This window comes from Acidovorax kalamii, assembly GCF_002245625.1.
Lineage (GTDB): Bacteria > Pseudomonadota > Gammaproteobacteria > Burkholderiales > Burkholderiaceae_C > Acidovorax > Acidovorax kalamii.
Window position 1 is genome coordinate 494,367 of the sequence record NZ_NOIG01000008.1, and the last position, 20,588, is coordinate 514,954.

At 68.8% G+C, this 20,588-nt stretch carries 18 protein-coding genes; 3 read left to right on the forward strand and 15 right to left on the reverse strand.

The features are described from left to right. Window positions 1-14: 14 nt before the first annotated feature. The 3 genes from CBY09_RS13620 to CBY09_RS13630 all read right to left on the reverse strand — a co-directional run bounded on the left by CBY09_RS13620 (window position 15) and on the right by CBY09_RS13630 (window position 3,741). Window positions 15-1,274, reverse strand: coding sequence for a HAMP domain-containing sensor histidine kinase (locus CBY09_RS13620; protein WP_094290131.1), 1,260 nt, complete (start codon window positions 1,272-1,274; stop codon window positions 15-17). Between the two features lie 4 nt (window positions 1,275-1,278). Then, window positions 1,279-2,001 carry a response regulator transcription factor gene (locus tag CBY09_RS13625; RefSeq protein ID WP_094290132.1) on the reverse strand — a complete coding sequence of 241 codons (723 nt, stop codon included), beginning with the start codon at window positions 1,999-2,001 and terminating at the stop codon, window positions 1,279-1,281. 96 nt (window positions 2,002-2,097) lie between these two features. Beyond that, a complete protein-coding gene (locus CBY09_RS13630) occupies window positions 2,098-3,741 on the reverse strand; it encodes an AmpG family muropeptide MFS transporter (RefSeq protein WP_094290227.1) in 1,644 nt (547 codons plus the stop codon). Window positions 3,742-3,876: 135 nt separating this feature from the next. Here CBY09_RS13630 and CBY09_RS13635 point away from each other — a divergent pair, with 135 nt between their 5' ends. Continuing rightward, window positions 3,877-4,728: a M48 family metallopeptidase gene (locus CBY09_RS13635; protein WP_094290133.1), complete on the forward strand. Its 852-nt coding sequence runs from the start codon at window positions 3,877-3,879 to the stop codon at window positions 4,726-4,728. 56 nt (window positions 4,729-4,784) lie between these two features. On the opposite strand, the gene CBY09_RS13640 is transcribed toward CBY09_RS13635, so the two are convergent. The 6 genes from CBY09_RS13640 to CBY09_RS13665 all read right to left on the reverse strand — a co-directional run bounded on the left by CBY09_RS13640 (window position 4,785) and on the right by CBY09_RS13665 (window position 10,409). Next, complete coding sequence (locus tag CBY09_RS13640) at window positions 4,785-5,873, reverse strand: GGDEF domain-containing protein (protein WP_094290134.1); 1,089 nt, start codon at window positions 5,871-5,873, stop codon at window positions 4,785-4,787. Window positions 5,874-6,040: 167 nt separating this feature from the next. Further along, window positions 6,041-6,334 carry a DUF2218 domain-containing protein gene (locus CBY09_RS13645; RefSeq protein WP_094290135.1) on the reverse strand — a complete coding sequence of 98 codons (294 nt, stop codon included), beginning with the start codon at window positions 6,332-6,334 and terminating at the stop codon, window positions 6,041-6,043. A gap of 35 nt (window positions 6,335-6,369) precedes the next feature. Continuing rightward, the gene (locus CBY09_RS13650) at window positions 6,370-7,155 is read right to left on the reverse strand and encodes an ABC transporter ATP-binding protein (protein WP_094290136.1); all 786 of its coding nucleotides are present in this window, start codon (window positions 7,153-7,155) and stop codon (window positions 6,370-6,372) included. Continuing rightward, a complete protein-coding gene (locus CBY09_RS13655; protein ID WP_420807452.1) occupies window positions 7,155-8,252 on the reverse strand; it encodes a FecCD family ABC transporter permease in 1,098 nt (365 codons plus the stop codon). Before CBY09_RS13655 ends, CBY09_RS13650 begins: the two co-directional genes overlap by 1 nt. A 22-nt stretch (window positions 8,253-8,274) precedes the next feature. Beyond that, on the reverse strand, window positions 8,275-9,234 hold the full coding sequence (locus tag CBY09_RS13660; protein WP_094290137.1) for an alpha/beta hydrolase: 960 nt from the start codon (window positions 9,232-9,234) through the stop codon (window positions 8,275-8,277). Then, on the reverse strand, window positions 9,234-10,409 hold the full coding sequence (locus CBY09_RS13665; RefSeq protein ID WP_240515716.1) for an ABC transporter substrate-binding protein: 1,176 nt from the start codon (window positions 10,407-10,409) through the stop codon (window positions 9,234-9,236). The genes CBY09_RS13660 and CBY09_RS13665 overlap by 1 nt, the downstream gene beginning before the upstream one ends. Window positions 10,410-10,657: 248 nt before the next feature. On the opposite strand from CBY09_RS13665, the gene CBY09_RS13670 reads away from it, so the two are divergent. Continuing rightward, window positions 10,658-11,653 carry a helix-turn-helix transcriptional regulator gene (locus CBY09_RS13670; protein WP_240515717.1) on the forward strand — a complete coding sequence of 332 codons (996 nt, stop codon included), beginning with the start codon at window positions 10,658-10,660 and terminating at the stop codon, window positions 11,651-11,653. 445 nt (window positions 11,654-12,098) lie between these two features. Next, window positions 12,099-14,270 carry a TonB-dependent receptor gene (locus tag CBY09_RS13675; protein ID WP_094290139.1) on the forward strand — a complete coding sequence of 724 codons (2,172 nt, stop codon included), beginning with the start codon at window positions 12,099-12,101 and terminating at the stop codon, window positions 14,268-14,270. Window positions 14,271-14,431: 161 nt separating this feature from the next. On the opposite strand, the gene CBY09_RS13680 is transcribed toward CBY09_RS13675, so the two are convergent. The 6 genes from CBY09_RS13680 to CBY09_RS13705 all read right to left on the reverse strand — a co-directional run bounded on the left by CBY09_RS13680 (window position 14,432) and on the right by CBY09_RS13705 (window position 20,570). Then, window positions 14,432-15,070 carry an MBL fold metallo-hydrolase gene (locus tag CBY09_RS13680; protein WP_094290140.1) on the reverse strand — a complete coding sequence of 213 codons (639 nt, stop codon included), beginning with the start codon at window positions 15,068-15,070 and terminating at the stop codon, window positions 14,432-14,434. A 99-nt stretch (window positions 15,071-15,169) separates the two neighbouring features. Next, window positions 15,170-15,784 carry a hypothetical protein gene (locus CBY09_RS13685; RefSeq protein WP_094290141.1) on the reverse strand — a complete coding sequence of 205 codons (615 nt, stop codon included), beginning with the start codon at window positions 15,782-15,784 and terminating at the stop codon, window positions 15,170-15,172. A gap of 1 nt (window position 15,785) precedes the next feature. Continuing rightward, window positions 15,786-16,148: a response regulator gene (locus CBY09_RS13690; protein WP_094290142.1), complete on the reverse strand. Its 363-nt coding sequence runs from the start codon at window positions 16,146-16,148 to the stop codon at window positions 15,786-15,788. A gap of 23 nt (window positions 16,149-16,171) precedes the next feature. Beyond that, window positions 16,172-17,815 (reverse strand): sensor domain-containing diguanylate cyclase, encoded by a 1,644-nt coding sequence (locus tag CBY09_RS13695; protein ID WP_094290143.1) that lies wholly within the window; start codon window positions 17,813-17,815, stop codon window positions 16,172-16,174. After that, on the reverse strand, window positions 17,796-18,284 hold the full coding sequence (locus CBY09_RS13700) for a putative pterin-binding protein (protein WP_205734138.1): 489 nt from the start codon (window positions 18,282-18,284) through the stop codon (window positions 17,796-17,798). The genes CBY09_RS13695 and CBY09_RS13700 overlap by 20 nt, the downstream gene beginning before the upstream one ends. A 378-nt stretch (window positions 18,285-18,662) precedes the next feature. Continuing rightward, window positions 18,663-20,570, reverse strand: coding sequence for a GspE/PulE family protein (locus CBY09_RS13705; RefSeq protein WP_094290145.1), 1,908 nt, complete (start codon window positions 20,568-20,570; stop codon window positions 18,663-18,665). Between the last annotated feature and the right edge of the window lie 18 nt (window positions 20,571-20,588).

Sequence of the window (20,588 nt, forward strand, 5' to 3'; positions counted from 1 at the left end):
AGAGCCTGCGTACATCAGTGGGCGCCAGGCGCCAGCGGCAGGGTCAGCACAAAACAGGCGCCGTGCTCGCCATCGGGCCGGTCCTGGCAGTGCACGGTGCCCTGGTGGCGCCCGGCAATCGAGCGCACCAGCGACAGCCCCAGGCCTACGCCGCCTGCGCGTTCGCTGGCGCCCGGCAGGCGGTAGAAGGGCTCGAAGATGCGCTCGCGCTGGCTGGGCGGTACGCCCGGGCCGTGGTCGCACACATGCACCTCGGCGCGGCCCTGACGGCGGTGCACCACCACCGTGATCTCGCCGGTGCTGTAGCGGCGCGCGTTTTCCAGCAGGTTGCGCAGGGCCCGGCGCAGCAGCTTGGCCACACCGCGCACCTCCAGCGAATCGGGGCTCGCGCTCACGTCCAGGTCGGCGTCCACGCGGGCGCATTCCTCGGCGGCCAGGCCAATCAGGTCCACCAGCTCCACCGTGCCCACATCGGCCTCGCGCGCATCGAGGCGGCTGGCCAGCAGGATCTCGTCCACCAGCTGGTCCAGCTCGGCGATGTTGCGCAAGATCTCGGCGCGGAATGCGGGCGAGGGCTGCTGGCCACCCATCAGCTCCAGCCCCATGCGGATGCGGGTGAGCGGCGAGCGCAGCTCGTGCGAGGCATTGGCCAGCAGCGACTTGTGCGACTTGACCAGGTTTTCCACCCGCTCGGCGGCGGCGTTGAACTGGCGCGCCAGGTCGGCCACCTCGTCCTGCCCCTGCTCGGGCACACGCACCGAGAGGTCGCCCTCGCCAAACTTCTGCACGCTGCGCTGCAGGGCTTCGAGCCGCTGCGTGAGGCGGCGGATGATGGGGTACACCCCCACCGCCACTGCCAGGCTCACGATGCCCAGGAGCCACAAGAAACCAAACGGCGGGCGCGTCCAGAACGCGGCCCAGCCCTGGTTGGGACCGCCGCCCGGCCGCCCGCCTGCCCATTCGCCGCGCGGCTGGCGGGGCGCCATCTGCAGGGTGTAGGTCTGGCCGGTGTCGGATTCGATGCGGAATTCCACGCCTTCCCCGGGCTCGGCGGGCTGGCGCGTGGCCATGCCGCGCAGCAGCAGTTTGCCCGAGGGGTCGCGCAGCGCCATCTCGCGCGAGGGGGGCACAAAAGGCTGGTTGGTCTGTGCCTTCTGCTCCTCCGCCATGCGCCAGGCCCAGCCCACGGTCAGGGTCAGCACCGCAATGCCGCCGACCACAGCCAGCCAGATGCGCAGGTACAGGCGGCGGGAGAAGGGGGTGGACAGGGACACCCGGCTAGTCCTGCTGTTTGGCAAAGACATAACCCACGCCGCGCACCGTGAGGATGCGCCGGGGGTTCTTGGCGTCCTGCTCGATGGCTGCACGGATGCGGCCCATGTGCACGTCGATGCTGCGGTCAAACGCCTCCAGCTCGCGGCCGCGCACGGCCTCCATGATCTGGTCGCGCGTGAGCACGCGGCCCGCGCGTTCGGCCAGGGCCACCAGCAGGTCGAACTGGTAGGAGGTCAGGTCGGCCGGTTCGCCCGCTACCGTGACCGTGCGTGCGTCGCGGTCGATCTCCAGCGTGCCGAAGCGCAGCACCTGTGTGGCCGCCGCTGCACTGCCGCCATCGGTGCGGCGGCGCAGGATGGCGCGGATGCGGGCCAGCAGCTCGCGCGGTTCAAAAGGCTTGGGCAGGTAGTCGTCGGCGCCCAGTTCCAGGCCAATGATGCGGTCCATGGGGTCGCCCTTGGCAGTGAGCATGAGCACCGGCACCTGCGCCGCATGGCCCTGCAGCGAGCGGATGCGGCGGCACACCTCCAGCCCGTCCATGTCGGGCAGCATCAGGTCCAGGATCACCAGATCAGGCAACGGCCCGGCATCGGGCCCCTGCAACTGCGCCAGGCCACTTTTGCCGTCCGCACGGTGCGTGACCTGCAGGCCCGACTGGCCCAGGTACTCGCCCACCATCTGCGCGAGGCGGGCATCGTCTTCGATCATCAGCAGTTGGGAACTCATGGATTCATGCTCTCCGTGGGGCGTCTCGCCGTGTTGTCGCTTCCGTAAAGTTTGGGTAAACGGATTGCTCCAAAATTGATAGCTATAAGCGCTTGGTCATGGCGCGGAGGAGGCTGTTTTGACTCTGGACGCCAGCCACACCAGCACCAGCACCGGCAGCCCCAGCAGCGCCGTTGATGTGAAGAAGTGGGCGTAGCCAAACGCATCCACATAGTCGCCCGAGAAGCCCGCCACAAACTTCGGCAGCAGCAGCATCATGGAGCTGAACAGCGCGTACTGCGTAGCCGAGTAGCTCACGTTGGTCAGGCTCGACAGGTAGGCGATGAACGCGGCCGAGGCGATGCCACTGGCCAGGTTGTCGGCCGAGACCACGGCAATCAGCGCCGTCACGTCGTGCCCGTGGCCCGCCAGCCACGCAAACAGCAGGTTGCTGCCCGCGCTCAGGATCGCGCCCAGCATCAGGATGCGCATCACGCCGAAGCGCATCGACAACACGCCGCCCACAAAGGCGCCTGCCAACGTCATGATCACGCCGTAGACCTTGGTCACGGCGGCCACCTCGTCCTTGGTGAAGCCCATGTCCACATAGAACGGGTTGGCCATGATGCCCATGACCACATCGCTGATGCGGTAGACGGCGATGAGCGCGAGGATGAGGATGGCTTGTTTGCCATAGCGCCGAACGAAGTCCTTGAAGGGGTTAAACACCGCGATTTCCAGCCAGGCCAACGAAGGGCGCAGCGCCGCTGGTGCGGGCACCCGAACGTTCTTGCGTGCCAGAGAGCGCAGCAGATATCCGAGCACAAGCAGGGTCAAACCGGTGCTGGCAACGTCCGCCACTAGCCCAAGCCACCGGGGCGGCGCCAATGAATACACCAGCAGCATTGGCAACTTTCCAAACCTGATCGCTACCGCCACCATGGGCACCACCAATAGGGCCCAAAGCGGCACGCCCTTGAGCGCCAGCCGCGTGATGGCCTGACTCAGCTCCAGTCGTTCTTCGGAGGCGGCCCGCGGCGCTGGCTCGCGCGAGAACAGGACCGTAACCACGCCCACGGCCATGGAGGCGGCCATCACGAGGTAGGCCTTCAGCCATGCGCTGTTCTGGTACGCCGCCGCGCCCTGCAGCACGGCCTGGCCCACGGCGGGAGCCACCTCGGCGCGTGCCGCGATCCACAGCACCCCCGCACCGGCCCAGATCATCGCCAGCCGGTAGCCTGTCTGGTACGACGCCGCCAGCGCCGCCTGGTGGTTGGCATCGGCCGACTCGATGCGAAAGGCGTCGAGCGCAATGTCCTGCGTGGCCGAGCCAAACGCCACCGCCAGCGCGCACCACACAATGGGCCCGAGTGTGTGGCGCGGGTCGGCCAGCGCCATGCCCACCAGGCCCGCCACGATCACCAGCTGCGCCAGCAGCAGCCAGCTGCGCCGCCGCCCCAGCGTGGGTGTGAGCAGGGGGATGGGCATGCGGTCCACCAGCGGCGCCCACACCCACTTGAAGCCGTAGGCCAGGCCCACCCAGCTGAGGTAGCCGATGGTGCTGCGGTCGATGCCCGCCTCGCGCAGGCGGAACGAGAGCGTGCCCAGTACCAGCAGCAGCGGCAGCCCGGCCGAGAACCCGAGCGTGAGCATGCGCAGGCTGGCGGGCTCCAGGTACACGCGCAGCGTTTGCAGCCAGGGGGTGCGGGCGGGTTTTTCGGGCGAAATGCCGGGGGAGGAGGACGTGGAGGTGTCTGACATGGGCGGGCGGGGGTTTTGTCTATCATCGCCGACACCCTTGTCGCCCAGCCCCGTTGCCTCCATCTGGGTGGCAGACGCTGCTGCAAACCACAGGGTCGGTCAGCGCCGCCCATTATTCCTTCAGGTGTTCCTGGTATGTGCCTCTTTTGCCCCACCCCTTCTGTCGCACCCTCGTCCCCCTGGTCCGCACGCCGGGCCTTTTTGCTGGCGGCGGGTGCAGCCGCCGCCACGCCGGTGATGGCGCAGGTGGACGTGGGCTCGTCCTCCAGCCTGCGCAAGCTGGTGCCCGCCGAGACGCTCGAAAACTCCGCCGCCCAGCAGTACCGCCAGATGCTGGAGCAGGCCCGCGCCAAACGTGCGCTGGCCCCCGACAACCACCCCCAGCTGCAGCGCCTGCACGCCATCGCCAAGCGGCTGATCCCGTTCACCACGCCGTGGAACGACCGTGCCAAGCAATGGCGCTGGGAGGTCAACCTCATCGGTAGCCAGCAGATCAATGCGTTCTGCATGCCCGGCGGCAAGATCGCGTTCTATACCGGCATCCTTGACCAGCTCAAGCTCACCGACGACGAGGCCGCGATGATCATGGGCCACGAAATGGCCCATGCGCTGCGCGAACACGCGCGCGAGCGCATTGCCAAGACGCAGGGCACCAACCTGGCACTGCGCCTGGGCTCGCAGCTGCTGGGCCTGGGCGACCTGGGCCAGGCGGCGGCCGGGCTGGGCGGGCAACTGCTCACGCTGCAGTTCAGCCGCTCGGACGAGAGCGAGGCCGACCTGGTGGGCCTGGAGCTGGCCGCGCGCGGCGGCTACCAGCCGTCGGCGGCCGTCAGCCTGTGGCAGAAGATGGGCAACGCCACCGGCAGCAAGCAGGGCGGGCTGGCGTTCCTGTCCACCCACCCCTCGGGGCCTGCGCGCATCAAGGAACTGGAGCAGAACGTGCCCAAGGTGCAGGGGCTGTACGAAGCGGCACGCAGGAACGGCTGACCCAGGATCGGCGGCACCGCAGGCGCAGGCCGGGGCGCGGTGCCAACCACCGGGCGTCAGCCCACCGTGACGCGGTTGCGGCCGCCGTGTTTGCTTTGGTACAGCGCCTTGTCGGCCCGTGCAATGGCGGCCTGCAGGTCGTCGCCGCTGGCCACCTGCACCACCCCGAAAGACATGGTCAGCGGCACCGGGTTGTTCTGGTGGTGCACGGTGGTCTGTTCGATGGCCACCCGGATGCGCTCTGCCACCTCCAGCGCAGAGGCCAGGGGGCTGGCAGGCATCAGCGCCAGAAACTCCTCGCCGCCCCAGCGGGCGATCACATCGCTCTCGCGCAGGTTGCGAGAGAGCACCCCCGCCACCGTCACCAGCACCTGGTCGCCCGTGGCATGGCCATGGCGGTCGTTGACCTGCTTGAAGTGGTCGATGTCGCACAGCAGCAGCGCGACCGGCTCGCCCGTGCGCTGGATGCGCGCCAGCGTATGCCCTGCCAGGGTGTAGAAATGGGCGCGGTTGTTCAGCCCGGTCAGGGCATCCAGCGTGGCCTGTTTGAGCAAGCGGTTTTCGGCGATGAGGATGGTGCGACGGTAGAACGCGGCCAGCGCCGCAAACATGCCAAACACCACGCAGACGTGGATGGCGTTGACGATCTGCTGCCCCTTGCCCGCCAGCGGCGCCAGGGCGCCCCAGTGGTCGCAGGCCCAGCGTAGGCCCAGGTAATAGGCCAGCAACGCCAGCACGATTGGCGCGGCATAGCGGCCAGAGTTGGCAATCACGACGGCCGGGATGAACAGCAGCAGGTAGTAGTGAAAACCGCTGTCCCAACCCACCAGCAGCGAACCCAGCGCCGAATGGGCAACCACCTCCAGCCAGATCAGCAGGATGCCCGCCGTGTTGTGCCGCCGCTGGATGAGCGCATGCGCGACCAGGTACATCGCGATGCTGCCCACGTTGACCAGCGCCAGCGGCAGCGATCCCAGCCAGAGGAAAAGCGCGATGTACCCACAGTCGATGGCCGCTGCCGTCAAGGCCACCCTTTGCGCCATGGCCCAGTAGGCCTTGCCAGCCACGCTGGAGCCGCGCTGTGGAACGGCAAAGGGGCGCGGCGGGTGGGCTGTGGGGGCGGTGGTGCTTGCGGAGGATGCCATGGCGTGACGGGGCCCGGTGCGCTCCTTTGCACGCGGGTTATTAACAAAATGTCACATCCTAGAAAGCTGGCGGGTTGGCCATCTGCCGATCTGGCAGGTCAAAGCCTGCCATTTGCGGTATCGGGCGACCCCAGGCCGCCCTTCGGACCCGAAGGCCCGGCGCATGGCTACCCGGCCTGCACGGGCTGCCAGTCCACGGCCACAGGGCTCTTGCGCGAGAACAGCTCCACATGCGAGTCGATGGCGAACTGCACCCGCGCCAGGCTGGCATCGTCCTCGGCGCTGCAGTCGAAGTGCAGCGCTTCGCTGTCGGCGCGCAGCACACACAGGCCCCAGGGGAAGTGGGCCTCGCCCCGGTGCTCGTCGTAGTCCACGCGGATCTTGCGGGTGAAGTGGTAGCACAGGCGCTGCAGGTAGCGGCTGGCCTCGGGGGTGGGCACATGGCCCTGGCGTCTCATCATGGGTGGGTGTCGTTGTTGTGCGAAAAATGAAGGGGCTACTGCGGCAGCGCCGCATCGGCCAGCACCAGCAGATAGCCCTCGGAACAGCGCTCTACGCGGGCCCGTACGCCATAGGCGCGCTGCAGCAGCGCGGGGGTGAGCACCTCGGCCGGGTCGCCTGCCGCCAGCACGTTGCCGCCGCCCAGCACCAGCACATGCTGGCAAAACCGCAGGGCCAGGTTCAGGTCGTGCACGGCCACCAGGCCGATGGCGCCCTGTTGCCGCACCAGGGCGCGCACGGCCTGCAGCACCTGCAACTGCCAGCGCAGGTCGAGCGCGCTGGTGGGTTCGTCCAGCAGCAAGAGGCGCGGCGCACGCACGATGACCTGGGCCAGGCCCACCATCTGGCGCTGCCCGCCCGAGAGTTCGTCCAGCCGCCGCAGCGCCAGCGCCTGCAGGCCCAGCGTGGCCACCACTGACTCGATGGCCGCCTCGCGCTGGGCGGTGCTCCATTCGTTGCGGCTGGCGCGCAGCGCGCTCTGCCAGGTTTCGTAGGCCATGAGCGAGGTGCTCTGCGGCAGCGCCTGGGGCAGGTAGCCCACGCGGTACAGGCGCTCGCGCGGCGCGAGCGTGGCCAGGTCGGTGCCTTCCAGCCACACGCGGCCCTGCGCAGGCCGCAGCCCAGCCACGGCCTTGAGCAGCGTGGACTTGCCCACGGCATTGGGGCCCACGACCGCCACCAGCGTGCCAGCGGGCACGCCGGGCAGGGTCACGCCCTGCAGCACGGGGCGGCTGGGGTAGCCTGCGGTGAGTTGTTCAAGGGCAAAGCCGGTCGTGCTCATCACGCAGTCCTTCTTTGGCGCAGAACGAGCACCATGAACAGCGGCACGCCCACCAGCGCGGTGATGATGCCAATCGGCAGCACCACGCCGGGCACCAGCGCCTTGCTCAGGATGGACGCGAGCGAAAGCATCAGCGCCCCGGCCAGCGCGCTGCCGGGCAGGTAGTAGCGGTGGTCCTCGCCCAGCAGCATGCGCGCGATGTGCGGCCCCACCAGGCCCACAAAGCCGATGGTGCCCACAAACGACAGGGCGGTGGCCGCCAGCAGGCTTACGCGCAGCAGCGTCTCCAGGCGCAGCCGCTCCACCGCGATGCCGAAGCTGCGCGCCTGGTCCTCGCCCGCGCGCAGCGCCGTGAGGGCCCAGGCCTGGTGCGCCGACCACAGCAGGCATAGCAAAAGCACCGTGCCCACAATGCCGATCTTGGTCCAGGTGGCGCGGCCCAGGCTGCCCATGGTCCAGAACACGATCTGCTGCAGCGCGTTGCTGTCCGCGATGAACTGCAGCAGCCACAGCAGGGCCTCAAAGCTGAACAACAGCGCAATACCGAACAGCACCACCGTGTCCACCGTGGCTCCCTGGCGCCAGGCCAGCAGCTGGATCAGCGCCGTGGCGCAGGCCGCGCCCCCAAAGGCGCACAGCGGCACGGCCAGGTTCTCGCCCCAGGCCAGCAGCGTGAAGCCGCTGACCACGGCGGCCGATGCGCCCACGGCCGCAGCGGCCGACACGCCCAGGGTGAACGGGCTGGCCAGCGGGTTGTTCAGCGCAGTCTGCATCTCGGCGCCCGCCAGGCCCAGGCTGGCGCCCACCAGCACGGCCATCACCGCATAGGGCAGGCGCACCTCCCACAGGATCACCTGCTGCGCCTGCGGCAGCGCGCCGGGCGTGAACAGGCCGCGCAGCACATCGGCAAACGCGAAGGTGGAGGGCCCCAGCGCAATGTCGGCCACCACGCTGGCGCACAGCACGGCCAGCAGCGTGGCCAGCAGCAGCAGGCGCCTGCGCACGAAGTGCCGGTAGCGCTGTGCGAGCGGGCCAGCGGGCTGCGGGGTGGTGGAGGGCGGGGCCAAGGCGGTTGCGGAATCAGGCACGGCAGACATTGCAAAAAGAGGGGTGAAAGGCTCAGCGTGCCTGCTGCGCCAGGGCCAGGGCATCGACCAGGCCGGGCAGCATCACGCTGCCATGGTCCAGGCCGGGCAACACGGCCATCTGCACATGTAGCTCGGGCCATGCCAGGGTGGTGAGCTGGTTCGCCAGCGTTGTGGTGCGGTCCAGCAGGCGGCGCTCGGCCTGCACAACGGCGCGCGCAGGGGTGGCGGCGGCTTGCGCATGCTCCAGGCTGCCCACGCGCAGATGCAGCCGGGCGCTGAAGGCGCGGGGCGCCGTGGCATGCGCCTGCATGAACTGCTGGGCCGTCTGCAGCACCTGGCCCTGGTTCCACCATACCGATGGGCTGGTGGCTGCGTAGCGGGTGAACAACGCCGGGCGCGTGAACAGTGCGTGCAGCACACAGAGGCCCCCGAAGGAATGGCCGGTGATCGTCTGGCGCTGGGCATCGACGGGAAAAGCCTGTGCAACGCGCGGCTGCAGCTCGCGCGCGATGAAGTCGAGCAGCCGGTCGGCGCCGCCCGCCTGGGGCGTGGCGCTGCCGCCCGGCGGCGGTGGGGTGTAGTCGCGCTGGCGCTCGGCGGGGTGGATCACCGCGTCGCCGGGGTGGCCAATGCCCACCACGATGGCCGCATCCGGCCGCAGCTCGGGCGGGCGCGCGGCGTCGTTGCGCGCCAGCTGCGCGGCCAGCGCAAAGGCGGCGTTGCCGTCCAGCACATACAGCACCGGGTGGCCCGTGGCGGGCGCGGGGCCTGCGGGGCGCTGCACCCAGATGCGCCAGGTATTGCCGCTGGCCGGGTCGCGCAGGTCTTGCTGGTGGGTGCCGGGCAGCGCTGCGGCGGGGGCCTGCAGCAGCTGCGCAGGCACCGCCGGGCTGCCGGTGGCGCAACCACCCAGCAGGCCCAGGCTGGTGCCAGCACCGGCGGCGAGCAGCGCGCGGCGCGTGCTGCCCTGCGCGGGGTGGGGCGCGGGCATCAGAGGCTGGTCCAGTACACACCCGCCAGCGGGATCGGCTGGAACTGGGTGAACATCGTCTGCAGCGTGGCGCGCGGGTCCAGGTCGGCAAACAGTTCGGGGTGCAGCCATTTGGCAAACACCTGCACGGCCACCACGTTGAACGGCGAGTTGTAGTAGTGGTGCCAGATGGCGTGTGCGCGGCCGGGCTGTTGCACGGCCTGCAGCTGGGCGATGCCCCGGCGCTGTGTGGCGCGCAGCAGCGAGGCGCGGGCCGCCTCGGGCGTGGCGTCGGCGCCCAGCACGATGCGCAGGGGCGACTTCTCGGCCGTGGCCATGCTGCCAATGCCGGTGCCGATGTACAGGCGGGGCTGCGTGGCGATCAGAAACTCGGGGTTCAGCGTGCCGTGTTCGCCCGGGATGCGGCCGCGCGCCACGTTGTCGGCGCCCGCCGCATCCAGCAGCATGCCCACCAGGCCCACCATGGTGGCGCAGCATTCGTCGGTCAGGCCCACGCGGTTTTCCAGAAACGCGGCCGGGTGGCGCGTGCCGGCCGGCAAGGTGCGCAGGCGCGATTCGACGCGCTCCAACTGGGTTCGCCAATAGGTGTTGAAGGCCTGGGCCTCCTTGCGCTTGCCCAGCACGGCGCCCAGCAGCTCCATGCTGCGGGGGGTGTTCTTGAGCGGGTCGTGGCGGAAGTCCACAAACACCACGGCTACACCTGCCGCTTCCAGGCGGGCCAGGGTCTCGCGGTCGTTCTTGCTGGGCCCATGGCCGCCCGCCAGGCCCAGGACGGCCACCTGCGGGCGCAGCGCAATTGCCTGCTCGTCGCTGAAGCTGCCCGCATTGTTGCGGCCCACGCGCGGCACCTTGTCCAGCTGCGGGAAGCGGCTGCGCCACTGGGCGTAGCCTGCGGCGTCCAGGGTTTCGTAGTCACCCATCATGCCCACCAGGCGGCGGGCTACATCGTCCCGCTCGAACACGCCCAGCGCGGGCAAAAGGCGGCCCTCGCCGAGCAGGATGCGGTCCACTTGAGCGGGCAGGGTCACGGTGCGCCCGGCCAGGTCGGTCACGGTGTGGGTGGTGGTTTGCGCTTGCGCGGGGGCGGTGGCCGCAGCGGCCAGGGCGCACAGGAACGTGGCCAATACGCGGCGGGCTGCCTGGGTGGGCCGCCAGCGGGAAAGGGTCAAGGTCATGGATGGCAGGGTGCTTGCAGCCCAGCCCGATGGCGGACCGGATAAAAAGCACTATTGAGAATCATTTGCATTTATTATCGCAAGTTGCTAGCATCCCACGGGCCGGTGCCTGCCGTGTTTGCTGGGTGGAGAAAAACCTTTGCGCCACCGCCTGCTGCGGCCAGTACCTCCCCGTCCCCATCCTCCGGCGCCATCGGAACCCCGCCGCTCTGCCACCGTCGTCTGCCGAAACGCCTGTCTGCCTTCCCATGTCCGTTGTCAGCCCCTTGAACGTCCAACCCTCGGCCCCGCCGACGGAAGGCATGCAGGCGTCGCTGCAGCGCCATCTGCAGCGCGTGCGGGTGCTGCGCCCCGGGCTGCACCTGCATGCCGACGACACGGCCGACGTGCAGGACTTCACCGCCAGCGGCGAGATGGAGGCGGGCCTGCGCATCGTGCTGCTGCTGGAGGGCTCGGTGGACGTGAGCTACGGCCCGCGCCGCGTGGCCTTGTCGTCCGGCGCCGTCAGCCAGCGTGCGCGCGGGCCTGGCCTGCCGCGTGCACTGCTGGTGTCGGTGGCCGAGCCTGAACGGTTTGAGCGGCGCGGCCGCCGGGGCGCCTATGCGCGCCGGGTGAGCGTGGGTCTGGGCGGTGAATGGCTGGAGCAGGTGGCAGGCTCGTCGGCGTCGGACGCCATGGAGGCCTTTCGCCGCCAGCATCTGGCCATGCACCACTGGCAGCCCTCGGCCCGCATTGCGGCCGTGGCCGAGCAGATCACCCGCGCGCCCGACCTCAGCCCCCTGCTGCTGCACCTGTACCTGGAAAGCCGCGCGCTGGAACTGGTGGGCGAGGCGCTGGCCAGCCTGTCGCAGCACGCGCCCGGGCCTGCACCGGCGCCCGCTCCGGCACCGGCCCCCGCTGCCGCCGCGCTGCGCCTGCTGCCCCATGAACACCAGCGCATGCGCGCGCTGCACGCCTTCTTGCAGACCGACGGCGCCATGGACATGTCTCTGGACGCCCTGGCGCGCCAGGCGGGCACCAATGCCAACACGCTGCAGCGCCACTTCCGCGCGGTGTACGGCACCACGGTGTTCGACTTTGTGCGCGAGCACCGCCTGCAGCGTGCGCGCCATGCGCTGGAGCAGGACGGGCTGACCGTGGGGCAGGCGGCGCTGGTGGCGGGCTACAACAGCGCCGCCAACTTTGCGACGGCGTACCGCAAGCGGTTCGGGATGCCGCCGAAGCTGGCCCGAGCGAGGATCTGAAGCCCCCCTGAGCCGCTTCGCGGCTTCCCCCCAGGGGGACGCCACCCGTGGCCTGGCAAAGCCAGCTCCGCGGTGGCACTGGCGGGGGCGTGCCCATTGCGGGCGCTTAGGGAGATTGGACGCTCCCGATTCCTTTGCGGCGCGTTTCCCCCGGGAAGGCGCCTCCAACGTAGCCTGGTGGTGCGCTCTTTGCGGGCGGCGCAGGTGCTGCAAACATCTTTGTTTGCCGTGCAAACACAGGCCCATGGGCCGCGTGGAACCATCGCTGCATGCCGGATGAACGCGTCGGCACGCCTCGCAGCACATCCTGGGCGCCGCTTTTGCGCAGCTCCGTCAAGGAGCGGGTTTGCGTCTTGTATGGAATCGCACTCATTCTTGTTTGTAATCCGTTGACGGGGCGGCTTTCCCATTTCTTTCCTCCCGCTTTTGATTCAGGACTTTCTCTATGCAGACTCGCCGCCCATCCCGGGGTGCCACCCCGGCCCATCCTTTTGCCCTGCGCCAGATCGCCCAGGCCTGTGCGTGGACCTTGCTGGCCGGGGCTGGCGCGGCACTGGCACAAAGCCCGGCCGCCCCGGTGGCGCTGAAGGAAGTGACCGTGAACGCGGCGGCCGAAACGCCCGAGAGCCTGCCCGCCGCAGCGCCCGGCGGCAAGGTGGCCCAGGGCACGCGCCTGGGGGTGCTGGGCAATGTGGGCGTGATGGACACGCCATTCAACATGACGGGCTACACCGCCGAAGGCATTGCCGACCAGCAGGCGCAGACGGTGGGCGCGGTGCTCAAGAACGACCCCTCGGTGCGCACCACCACCAATGAAGGTCACATCGTCGAGAACTTCATCATTCGTGGCTTCGGGGTCTCTGCCAACTCGTTGGCCATCAACGGAGCGTTTGGCCTGGCGCCCGAGCAGAACACGCCCACCGAGCTCTTCGAGCGGGTGGAAGTGCTCAAGGGCCCCGGCGCCATGATGCTGGGGCTGCCACCTGCGGGCGATGTGGGCGGCGCCATCAACCTCGTGCCCAAGCGCGCGGGCAAGACGCCGCTCACGCGCGTGACCACCACGTACTCGTCCCAATCCAACCTGGGCGTGCATGCCGACGTGGCGCGCCGTTTTGGCGCGGACCAGCGCCTGGGCGTGCGCGTCAATGGCGTGTTGTCGGGCGGCGAAACCTGGCTCAACCACCAGACCAAGGCGCGCGAGATCGGCCACCTGGCGCTCGATTACCAGGGCGAGGGCTGGAACGTGGAGGCCGATGCCTATTCGCTGAAAAACAAGGTGCGCAAGGGCTCGCCCATGCAGCCCATCCTCACCGGCTGGACCACCGTGCCCAGGGCACCCGACGGCTCCACCAACTTCTTCTACGGCGAAGGGGTGTACAGCAACACACAGACGCAGGGCCTCATCTTGCGTGGCCAGGCCAAGCTCAATGCGGGCTGGACGGCGTTTGCATCGGCGGGCAAGGCGCAGCACGCGTACGACGGCTTTATCTTCGGCACCCGGCCCGTGTGGACCCCGGCCAATGCCGCCACCGGCAATGCCACGGGCACGGCCTACAACTCCTGGGGCGAGTACACCACCACCACGGCCGAGCTGGGCCTGCGCGGCCAGTTCAGCACCGGCGCCGTGGCCCACAAGCTCACCCTGGCCGCCAATGTGATGAGCTACGAAGGCGGCAGCCGCGCCAACGGCACGGCCGCCATCAACAGCAACATCTACCACCCCCGGCCCATCACCATGCCGGCGGGTGGTGCCGCATCCACCTACAACAAGCTCAACGACGACGTGATGACGGCGCTGAGCGTGGCGGACACCCTCGCGTTTGCCGATGACAGGCTGCAGCTCACGCTGGGCCTGCGCGCGCAGCAGGTGGAGCAAAAGCTCAGCCGATACAAGGAAAGCGCCGTGACCCCCCTGGTGGGCCTGGTCGCCAAGCCCTGGGGCGAGAACGTCTCGCTCTATGGCAACTACGTGGAAGGCCTGAGCGCGGGCACCACCGTGAAGGCGCCCTATGCCAACGAGGGCGAAACCTTCAAGCCCTATAAAAGCAAGCAGATGGAGGTGGGCGTGAAGTGGGTGAGCGGCAGCCTCACGCAAACGGTGAGCCTGTTCCAGATCAGCAAGCCTGCCCTCATCGAGGCCAACAACCGCCAGGTGCTGGACGGTGAGCAGCGCAACCGGGGCGTGGAGTGGAATGTATTCGGCCAGCTGACCCCGGCGCTCAGCCTGCTGGGCGGCGTGGCCTACACCGAGGCCGACCAGACCCAAACCACCAAGGGCGTGAACCAGGGCCGTGCGCAGTTTGGCGTGCCCAAGCTCACGCTCAACCTGGGCGCCGACTGGGCCATCCCTGGTGTGCAGGGCCTGTCGGTCAACGGCCGGGTGAACCACACGGGCGCCCAGTGGCTCACGGGCGACAACAGCGTCAAGCTGCCCGCCTGGACCACGCTGGACGTGGGCGCGCGCTACGCCACGCGCTTTGGTGCACAGCCGGTGGTGCTGCGCGCCACAGTCACCAACCTGGCCAACCGCGCGTACTTCGACAGCATCTGGGGTGCGGGCCGGGTGAACGTGGGCGCGCCGCGTGCCGTGCGCCTGTCGGCCGCGTTTGACTTTTAAGGTGGGGAGCGGCCCTTGTCACGGAGACCGGCGCGCGACCTGGTGGGCGCGCCGGGCTTCAGGGCAGGGGGCTATTGCTCAAAATTTGATAGCTGTTGCGGCTTATCCAGTGCGCGGAAGCGGCCAAAAAAACACAAATTTCAGCGCGCGGGCGCGCCGCCTCAGGTGCCGCCCACGTAGGGATTGCTCTTGCGCTCGCGGCCAAAGCTGCTCTCCGGTCCATGCCCGGGGATGAACACCGTCTGGTCGCCCATGGGCCACAGGCGCTGGGTGATGCTGTCGATCAAATCCTGGTGGTTGCCCATCGGGAAATCCGTGCGCCCGATGCTGCCCGCAAACAGCACATCGCCCACAAAGGCCCGGTCGATCTGCGGCGCATGGAACACCACATGCCCCGGCGTGTGCCCGGGGCAGTGGCGCACGGCCAGCGTCTCATTGCCAATCTGTACCTGGTCGCCATCCGCCAGCCAGCGCGTGGGCGTGAAATGCTGCGCGGGCGGAAAGCCGAACATCGCGCTTTGCTGCGGCAGGCCATCAATCCAGAACTGGTCGCCCGGGTGTGGCCCCACGATGGGCAGCCCCAAACGCGTGGCCAGCTCGCCCGTGCCCCCCGCATGGTCGATGTGCGCGTGCGTGAGCCAGATCTGCGACAGCGTGAGGCCCAGCCGCTGGACTTCAGCCAGCAGCACATCCAGATCGCCCCCGGGGTCGATCACGGCGGCCTGCTGGGTGGCATCGCACCAGACAAGGGAGCAGTTCTGTTGGAACGCGGTCACGGGGACGGTGAGGTAGCGGAGCATGCGGGGTGGGAGGTGGAGTCCAGGGCGCGCCAGCCGCAATGGGGTGGCGCAACGGAGGTGGCGGCGAGTGTCGCACAGCGCGCCGCGCGGGCCTCGGCGTCAGTCCATCTCCGCCGGCCGCCCCAGCAGCCGGTTCACCGCCGCACGCAGGCCTTCCAGCGAGGTGGTGTTGAGCACAAACACCACAAACCCCTCGATCTGGCTGCTCAGCAGCTCGAAGCGGATGTGCAGGAAGACCACCAGGTGGTTCTGGATGCGGGTGCCCAGGATGGTGCGGCTGTCGCCCACGTCGATGCTGGGGGGGCTGAGCTGGAATTCGTTGCCCAGCAGGTCGGACAGGGCGGCGATGCAGGCGTTGAGCATGACGTTGCCCACCTCGGTCATCGCGTCCTGCTCGATGGCGCTGAGGTCTTCGCCGGGCACGCTCTGGCCTGCGACGATGCGCACGATCTCCAGGCTCTTGTGGCCGGGAAAGATCAGCAGGGCGTCGCCGTTGAAAGTGCCGCGAAACGGCTGGCGCACGCCGTACATGGTGCTGCCTGCGGCCCCCAGCTGCTGGGCGGCTTCGCTCACGGTGAAGATGCTCACATGGGGCACCGACAGCAGCACTTCGTCGTGCATGAGTGCGCCCATGGCGGCGGCGGCCTTGCCGACGCCGATGTTGAAGATTTCGCTGAGCGCGTCGATTTGTTCGGCATCTAGCTGCACCGTCATGTCAGGCTCCTGCCAGCGCTGCGAGCTGGGCGGCTGCGCTGGCGGTAATGGGCTTGGCGATGAACACCATGCCGGCTTCCTCGATGCGTCCCTGCACGGCAGCCTGCACGTTGGCCGTGAGGATGGCAATCGGCACGGCGGGCAGGATCTCGCGCAGCGCAAGGGCGGCCTCCAGGCCGTTCATGCCCGCCATGTTGAAGTCCATGGACACCAGGTCCACGGGGTTTTCGCGCACCAGCTGCAGGGCTTCTTCGCCGCTGCTGGCATGCACGATGGTCCATTGGGGGTGGGTCTGCAGGATCAGGCCCTGCAGGATCAGGCGCGACATGCGGCTGTCGTCAACGATCATTAGGCGCAGGCTCATGGTGTGTGGGGCAGGCGGTGGGGTCAAGATTGTCCGATAGCGACTTCGTAGGCAAGCACTTTGTTGCGGCCTGTGGCCTTGGCGCGATACAGCGCCTGGTCGGCATCCACCAGCAGGGGCTCGATGCCCGCATGGTGCGCCGCCATTTCGGCCACGCCGATCGAGATGGTGAACGAGAGCGGCTGGCCCTGGGGCGACACGATGTTCATCTGGGCCATGCCGCTGCGGATGCGTTCGGCCACCACCATCGCGCTGTCGGCCGTGGCGTGGGGCAGCAGCACGGCAAATTCTTCGCCCCCCAGGCGGCCCAGCAGGTCGGCGTCGCGCAGGGCGTGGCCAATGGCCTCGGCGCAGGTGCGGATGGCCACGTCGCCCATCTGGTGGCCGTGCCGGTCGTTGATGCGTTTGAAGTGGTCGATGTCGATCATCAGCACGGCGCAGGGCTGGCCGTGGCGGCGGCAATGGTCGAACAGGGCGGTGCTGCGCTCCAGGAACGCTCGCCGGTTGAGCAGTCCGCTGAGCGCGTCGCGGGTGGCCAGCTCGCGCAGCTGGCCTTCCAGCGCCTTGTGGGCGCTGATGTCAAAGCCCCACAGCAGGTGCGCCAGTTGCCCCTCCACCTCGATCAGGCGGGCCGACAGCGAACTCCAGCAGGGGTCATGTTCGCCAATCAGCGCTTCCATGGCATCGACCTGGCCATACCGGTCCAGGGCCTGGGTGAAGCGTTCGCGGGTTTCGGGGTCGTGCAGCAGCTCGGGCAGGAACAGGGTCTCGGGTGCGGCCTTGAGCCCCAGGCGCTCGGTGAGGCGGCGGTTGATGAAATGCACGCGGCCGCTTTCGACCTCGGCCAGCACAACGTCGCTCGGGCTGGTGTCCAGGATGAAGCTCAGCAGCGCGCGGCCTTCTTCGATCTTGCGGGTGCGGCTGGCCACCCGCACTTCGAGCTGGCGGTTGGCCTGCACCAGCTGCTGCGACGCGGCGCGGACGAGGCGGGTGTCGCGCACCAGCTTGGCAATCAGCAGGGCCGTGCCCAGCAGCAGCCCACCCAGCACGGCACTGAGCAACAAAAAGCGCTGGGACAGTTGCTGGCGTGCCTGGCTGGCCTCCTGGGCGCTGAAGAGGTGGACGGTGGCAACCACCTTGCGCAGGCGGTCCAGCAGGGTGTCGGACTGCCGCACGATGTCGGCGGTGATGGCCGCAGCCTTGCCGTTGCCATTGCCGTTCTGGGTGGCGAGGGGGGCCAGCTGGGTGGACCAGCGCTCGACCAGCGGGCGCAGGCTGTCCAGGTCCTGGGCGGCTTCGGGCAATGCCTCGCGCAGCTGGGTGCTGACGCGGGGCCCCCGGCCGGAGGTGTCGAGTGTGCCGAGCAGCACTTCCAGCCGCTCCTGCAGGTCTTGTGTGCTGGCCTCGCGGGCCCGCACCTTGCGCGCCAGCAGGCTGACCCGGGCCAGCTCGTTGTGCACGCTGGACACGTACCACAGGTCGTTCTGCTGGTGGGGCTGCGCCAGCACATGGGTCTGGCGCAGCGTCCACCACAGGGTGGCGGCCGTGGCCAGCGCCATGGCCGCCACCATGGCCAGCAGCCAGTAGGTGGCATGCGGGCGGGGCTGGCCGGGGGGGATGTCGTTGGCCGCCCGGCGGGGCAGCGGTTTACCGGAGGGCGACTGCATGGACCTGCCAGATGGATCGGTTGATGTAGTCCTGGCCCTGAAGCTGGGGGTGGGTGCCAAATGGGTAGATCAGGATCAGCGGCCCCTTGTCGCGGATGCTGATGTGCTCGCCATCGCGGCTGTACGCCAGGATGGGGTCGAAGCGCACGAGGTCGCTCCAGGGGATTTCGATGGCGTAGTCGTTCAGTGCAGTCAGCAGGATCTGGCTGCGTTCACCCCCACCCATCTGCTCGACCAGGTAGCGCAGCGAAACGCCCCGCCAGCGGTGCTCGCCTGCCAGGCCGAGCGCGGCAGGGAGCGTGGCCACGATCTCTTTGGCTGGCAGCTTGGCCAGGCCCTTGAGGTCGCAGGCCTGGGGCTTGCTGCTCTGGGATGCGTGCAGCTGCAGCACCCGCCGACTTTCGAGGCCGGGGCACACCGGGCCCGCATGTGCCCACTGCGGGCCGCAGAAGGCCATCAGGGAAATCAAGGCGGCGCCTGCGCGGGGTAGGACGGCAGTGGCTCTGAACATCATCACAACTTTCACGTCTTCCGTTTCCGCCGATGCAAGGGCCGGGGCTGGTGCGGGTCTTTCATCGAAGCCCCGGCCGCAGGGGCAGGGGGGCGGGCACAGGGTGACTATGCAGGGGAAAGCACGAAATCCGACAGGTCCAAAACGGAAAATCGCCACAAATGGGGCGTCTTGACAATTGTTGACGTTGCTTGCGACGTTTTTGGTGCGTGCGCCCCGGTGGGGTCGCAGTGGTTGCACTTGCTTACATGGTCCCACCGGGCTCCGGGGTGTGCAACCCCGGCTTACCCGCACACCGGGCCCAGTGCGTGGTGAAGCGCTTGCGCCCGCAGTGCGCTACAGGTTGGTGGCGGCCACCACTTCGGCCATGTCGGTCAGGCCCTGCAGCACTTTCTCGATGCCGTCCTGGCGCAGGGTGCGCATGCCGGCCGCCAGCGCCGAGTGGCGGATGTCCGAGGCCGGTGCACGGCGGCGGATGTGCTGGCGGATGGCCTCGTCGCTCAGCATGAGTTCGTGGATGCCCAGCCGCCCGTGGTAGCCGTGGTTGTCACATTGTTTGCAGCCTACATGGCGCCACAGCCGCAGCTCGCCCTGGGGCCCGCCGTATTGCTGGCGCCAGCGCGCGATCTGCGCCTCGCGGGCATCGGTGGTGTTGTTGGTGCCGCTGTCCAGGTACTGCGATGCCAGCCCCAGCAGCGTGTCGTGGTCAGCCACACGCGGCTCACGGCAGGCGGGGCACAGGCGGCGCACCAGGCGCTGGGCCAGGATCGCGAGGAGTGAGTCGGAAAAGTTGAACGGGTCCAGGCCGATTTCGAGCAGGCGCGCAATGCTCTCGGGTGCCGAGTTGGTGTGCAGGGTGGACAGCACCAGGTGCCCGGTGAGTGAGGCCTCGATGGCGATGCGCGCGGTTTCCTCGTCGCGCATCTCGCCGATCATGATCACGTCCGGATCGGCGCGCAAAAAGGTGCGCATGGCGGCGGCAAAGGTCCAGCCGATGCGCGGGTTCACCTGCACCTGGCGCAGGCCCTCCTGCGTGATCTCGATGGGGTCTTCGGCCGTCCAGATCTTGCGGCCTGCGGTGTTGATGTCGCGCACCACCGAGTGCAGCGTGGTCGTCTTGCCGCAGCCCGTGGGGCCGCACACCAGCACCAGGCCATAGCTTTTCTGCACCACGGAGCGCAGCGCCAGCAGGTTGGGTTGGCTCAGGCCAATGTTCTCCAGCGGCAGGGGCTTGGCGCCTGCCAGCAGGCGCAGCACCACGTCCTCCAGCCCGCGCGAGGTGGGCACGGTGACCACGCGCAGCTCCACCGGCGGGCCGCCAAAGCGCGCGAAGTCGATCTTGCCGTCCTGGGGCTTGCGGTGCTCCGAGATGTCCATGCTGGCCATGATCTTGATGCGCGCCACCATCGCAAAGCGGTAGCGCGCAGGCAACTCCAGATAGGGCACCAGATCGCCGTCAATGCGCAGGCGCACGCGCACATTGCGCGGGGCGGGCTCAGTCTCGATGTGGATGTCGGAGGCGCGGTGGTTGATGGCCTCGTCGATCACCGAGTTGATGAGCCGCACCAGGGTGTTGTCCGACTCGCTGATCACATCGGCCTGTTCGGCATCGGCGTCCGGCGCGGCACTGCTCAGGTTGGTCAGCAGCTCCTGCGAGGTGGCGCGGGCACCTGCGCTGGCGTTGCCCGGCGCTGCGGAGGTGGTGCGGTAGGCCTTGTGGATGGCGGGCATCAGGGTGCCCGGCGCAGCCTGCAGCGGGATCAGGCGCCGCTGGGTCAGAAAGCGCATCTCGTCCACCAGGACCCGGTCCCAGGGGTCGGCCATGAGCAGCACCAGCGCGTCCTCGCGCGCAATCAGCGGCAGCACGGACTCGCGCTCGGCCACGGCGCGGGGGATCAGGGCCAGCGCCGACGGCTCGGGGGTGATGTCGCCGGGGTGCACCGTGTACTCACCGAGCCAGGTGGCGATCACGTTGCGCAGCTGCTCCTGGGTCAGGGCCCCCCGGTCCACCAGGATCTGGCCGATGGGACGGTGCTGGCCCTGGCTGCGTTCCGCCTGCTGCGCCTGCAGGCCCTCGGACAACGCGGGGGTGGCCAGCAGCCCGGCATGCACCAGCGCCTCGCCCAGGTGCCGCGCCTTCCCCACTGTGGGGTGGGGGGTGGAAATCTGCTTCCACAAGGCCTCCGCACTGGGGGGGCGAAAGCTGTGGGCGGGTGGGGGTGCGGAGGCAGCGGCGTCGGTCATCGGGTCAGCGGGGCCGGG

Excerpts from the sequence above, each read along its gene's own strand:
- CBY09_RS13625 (WP_094290132.1), bottom strand. The coding sequence starts at position 2,001 with ATGAGTTCCCAACTGCTGATGATCGAAGACGATGCCCGCCTCGCGCAG.
- CBY09_RS13630 (WP_094290227.1), bottom strand. The coding sequence starts at position 3,741 with ATGTCAGACACCTCCACGTCCTCCTCCCCCGGCATTTCGCCCGAAAAA.
- CBY09_RS13635 (WP_094290133.1), top strand. The coding sequence starts at position 3,877 with ATGTGCCTCTTTTGCCCCACCCCTTCTGTCGCACCCTCGTCCCCCTGG.
- CBY09_RS13640 (WP_094290134.1), bottom strand. The coding sequence starts at position 5,873 with ATGGCATCCTCCGCAAGCACCACCGCCCCCACAGCCCACCCGCCGCGC.
- CBY09_RS13645 (WP_094290135.1), bottom strand. The coding sequence starts at position 6,334 with ATGATGAGACGCCAGGGCCATGTGCCCACCCCCGAGGCCAGCCGCTAC.
- CBY09_RS13650 (WP_094290136.1), bottom strand. The coding sequence starts at position 7,155 with ATGAGCACGACCGGCTTTGCCCTTGAACAACTCACCGCAGGCTACCCC.
- CBY09_RS13655 (WP_420807452.1), bottom strand. The coding sequence starts at position 8,252 with ATGTCTGCCGTGCCTGATTCCGCAACCGCCTTGGCCCCGCCCTCCACC.
- CBY09_RS13660 (WP_094290137.1), bottom strand. The coding sequence starts at position 9,234 with ATGCCCGCGCCCCACCCCGCGCAGGGCAGCACGCGCCGCGCGCTGCTC.
- CBY09_RS13665 (WP_240515716.1), bottom strand. The coding sequence starts at position 10,409 with ATGACCTTGACCCTTTCCCGCTGGCGGCCCACCCAGGCAGCCCGCCGC.
- CBY09_RS13670 (WP_240515717.1), top strand. The coding sequence starts at position 10,658 with ATGTCCGTTGTCAGCCCCTTGAACGTCCAACCCTCGGCCCCGCCGACG.
- CBY09_RS13675 (WP_094290139.1), top strand. The coding sequence starts at position 12,099 with ATGCAGACTCGCCGCCCATCCCGGGGTGCCACCCCGGCCCATCCTTTT.
- CBY09_RS13680 (WP_094290140.1), bottom strand. The coding sequence starts at position 15,070 with ATGCTCCGCTACCTCACCGTCCCCGTGACCGCGTTCCAACAGAACTGC.
- CBY09_RS13685 (WP_094290141.1), bottom strand. The coding sequence starts at position 15,784 with ATGACGGTGCAGCTAGATGCCGAACAAATCGACGCGCTCAGCGAAATC.
- CBY09_RS13690 (WP_094290142.1), bottom strand. The coding sequence starts at position 16,148 with ATGAGCCTGCGCCTAATGATCGTTGACGACAGCCGCATGTCGCGCCTG.
- CBY09_RS13695 (WP_094290143.1), bottom strand. The coding sequence starts at position 17,815 with ATGCAGTCGCCCTCCGGTAAACCGCTGCCCCGCCGGGCGGCCAACGAC.
- CBY09_RS13705 (WP_094290145.1), bottom strand. The coding sequence starts at position 20,570 with ATGACCGACGCCGCTGCCTCCGCACCCCCACCCGCCCACAGCTTTCGC.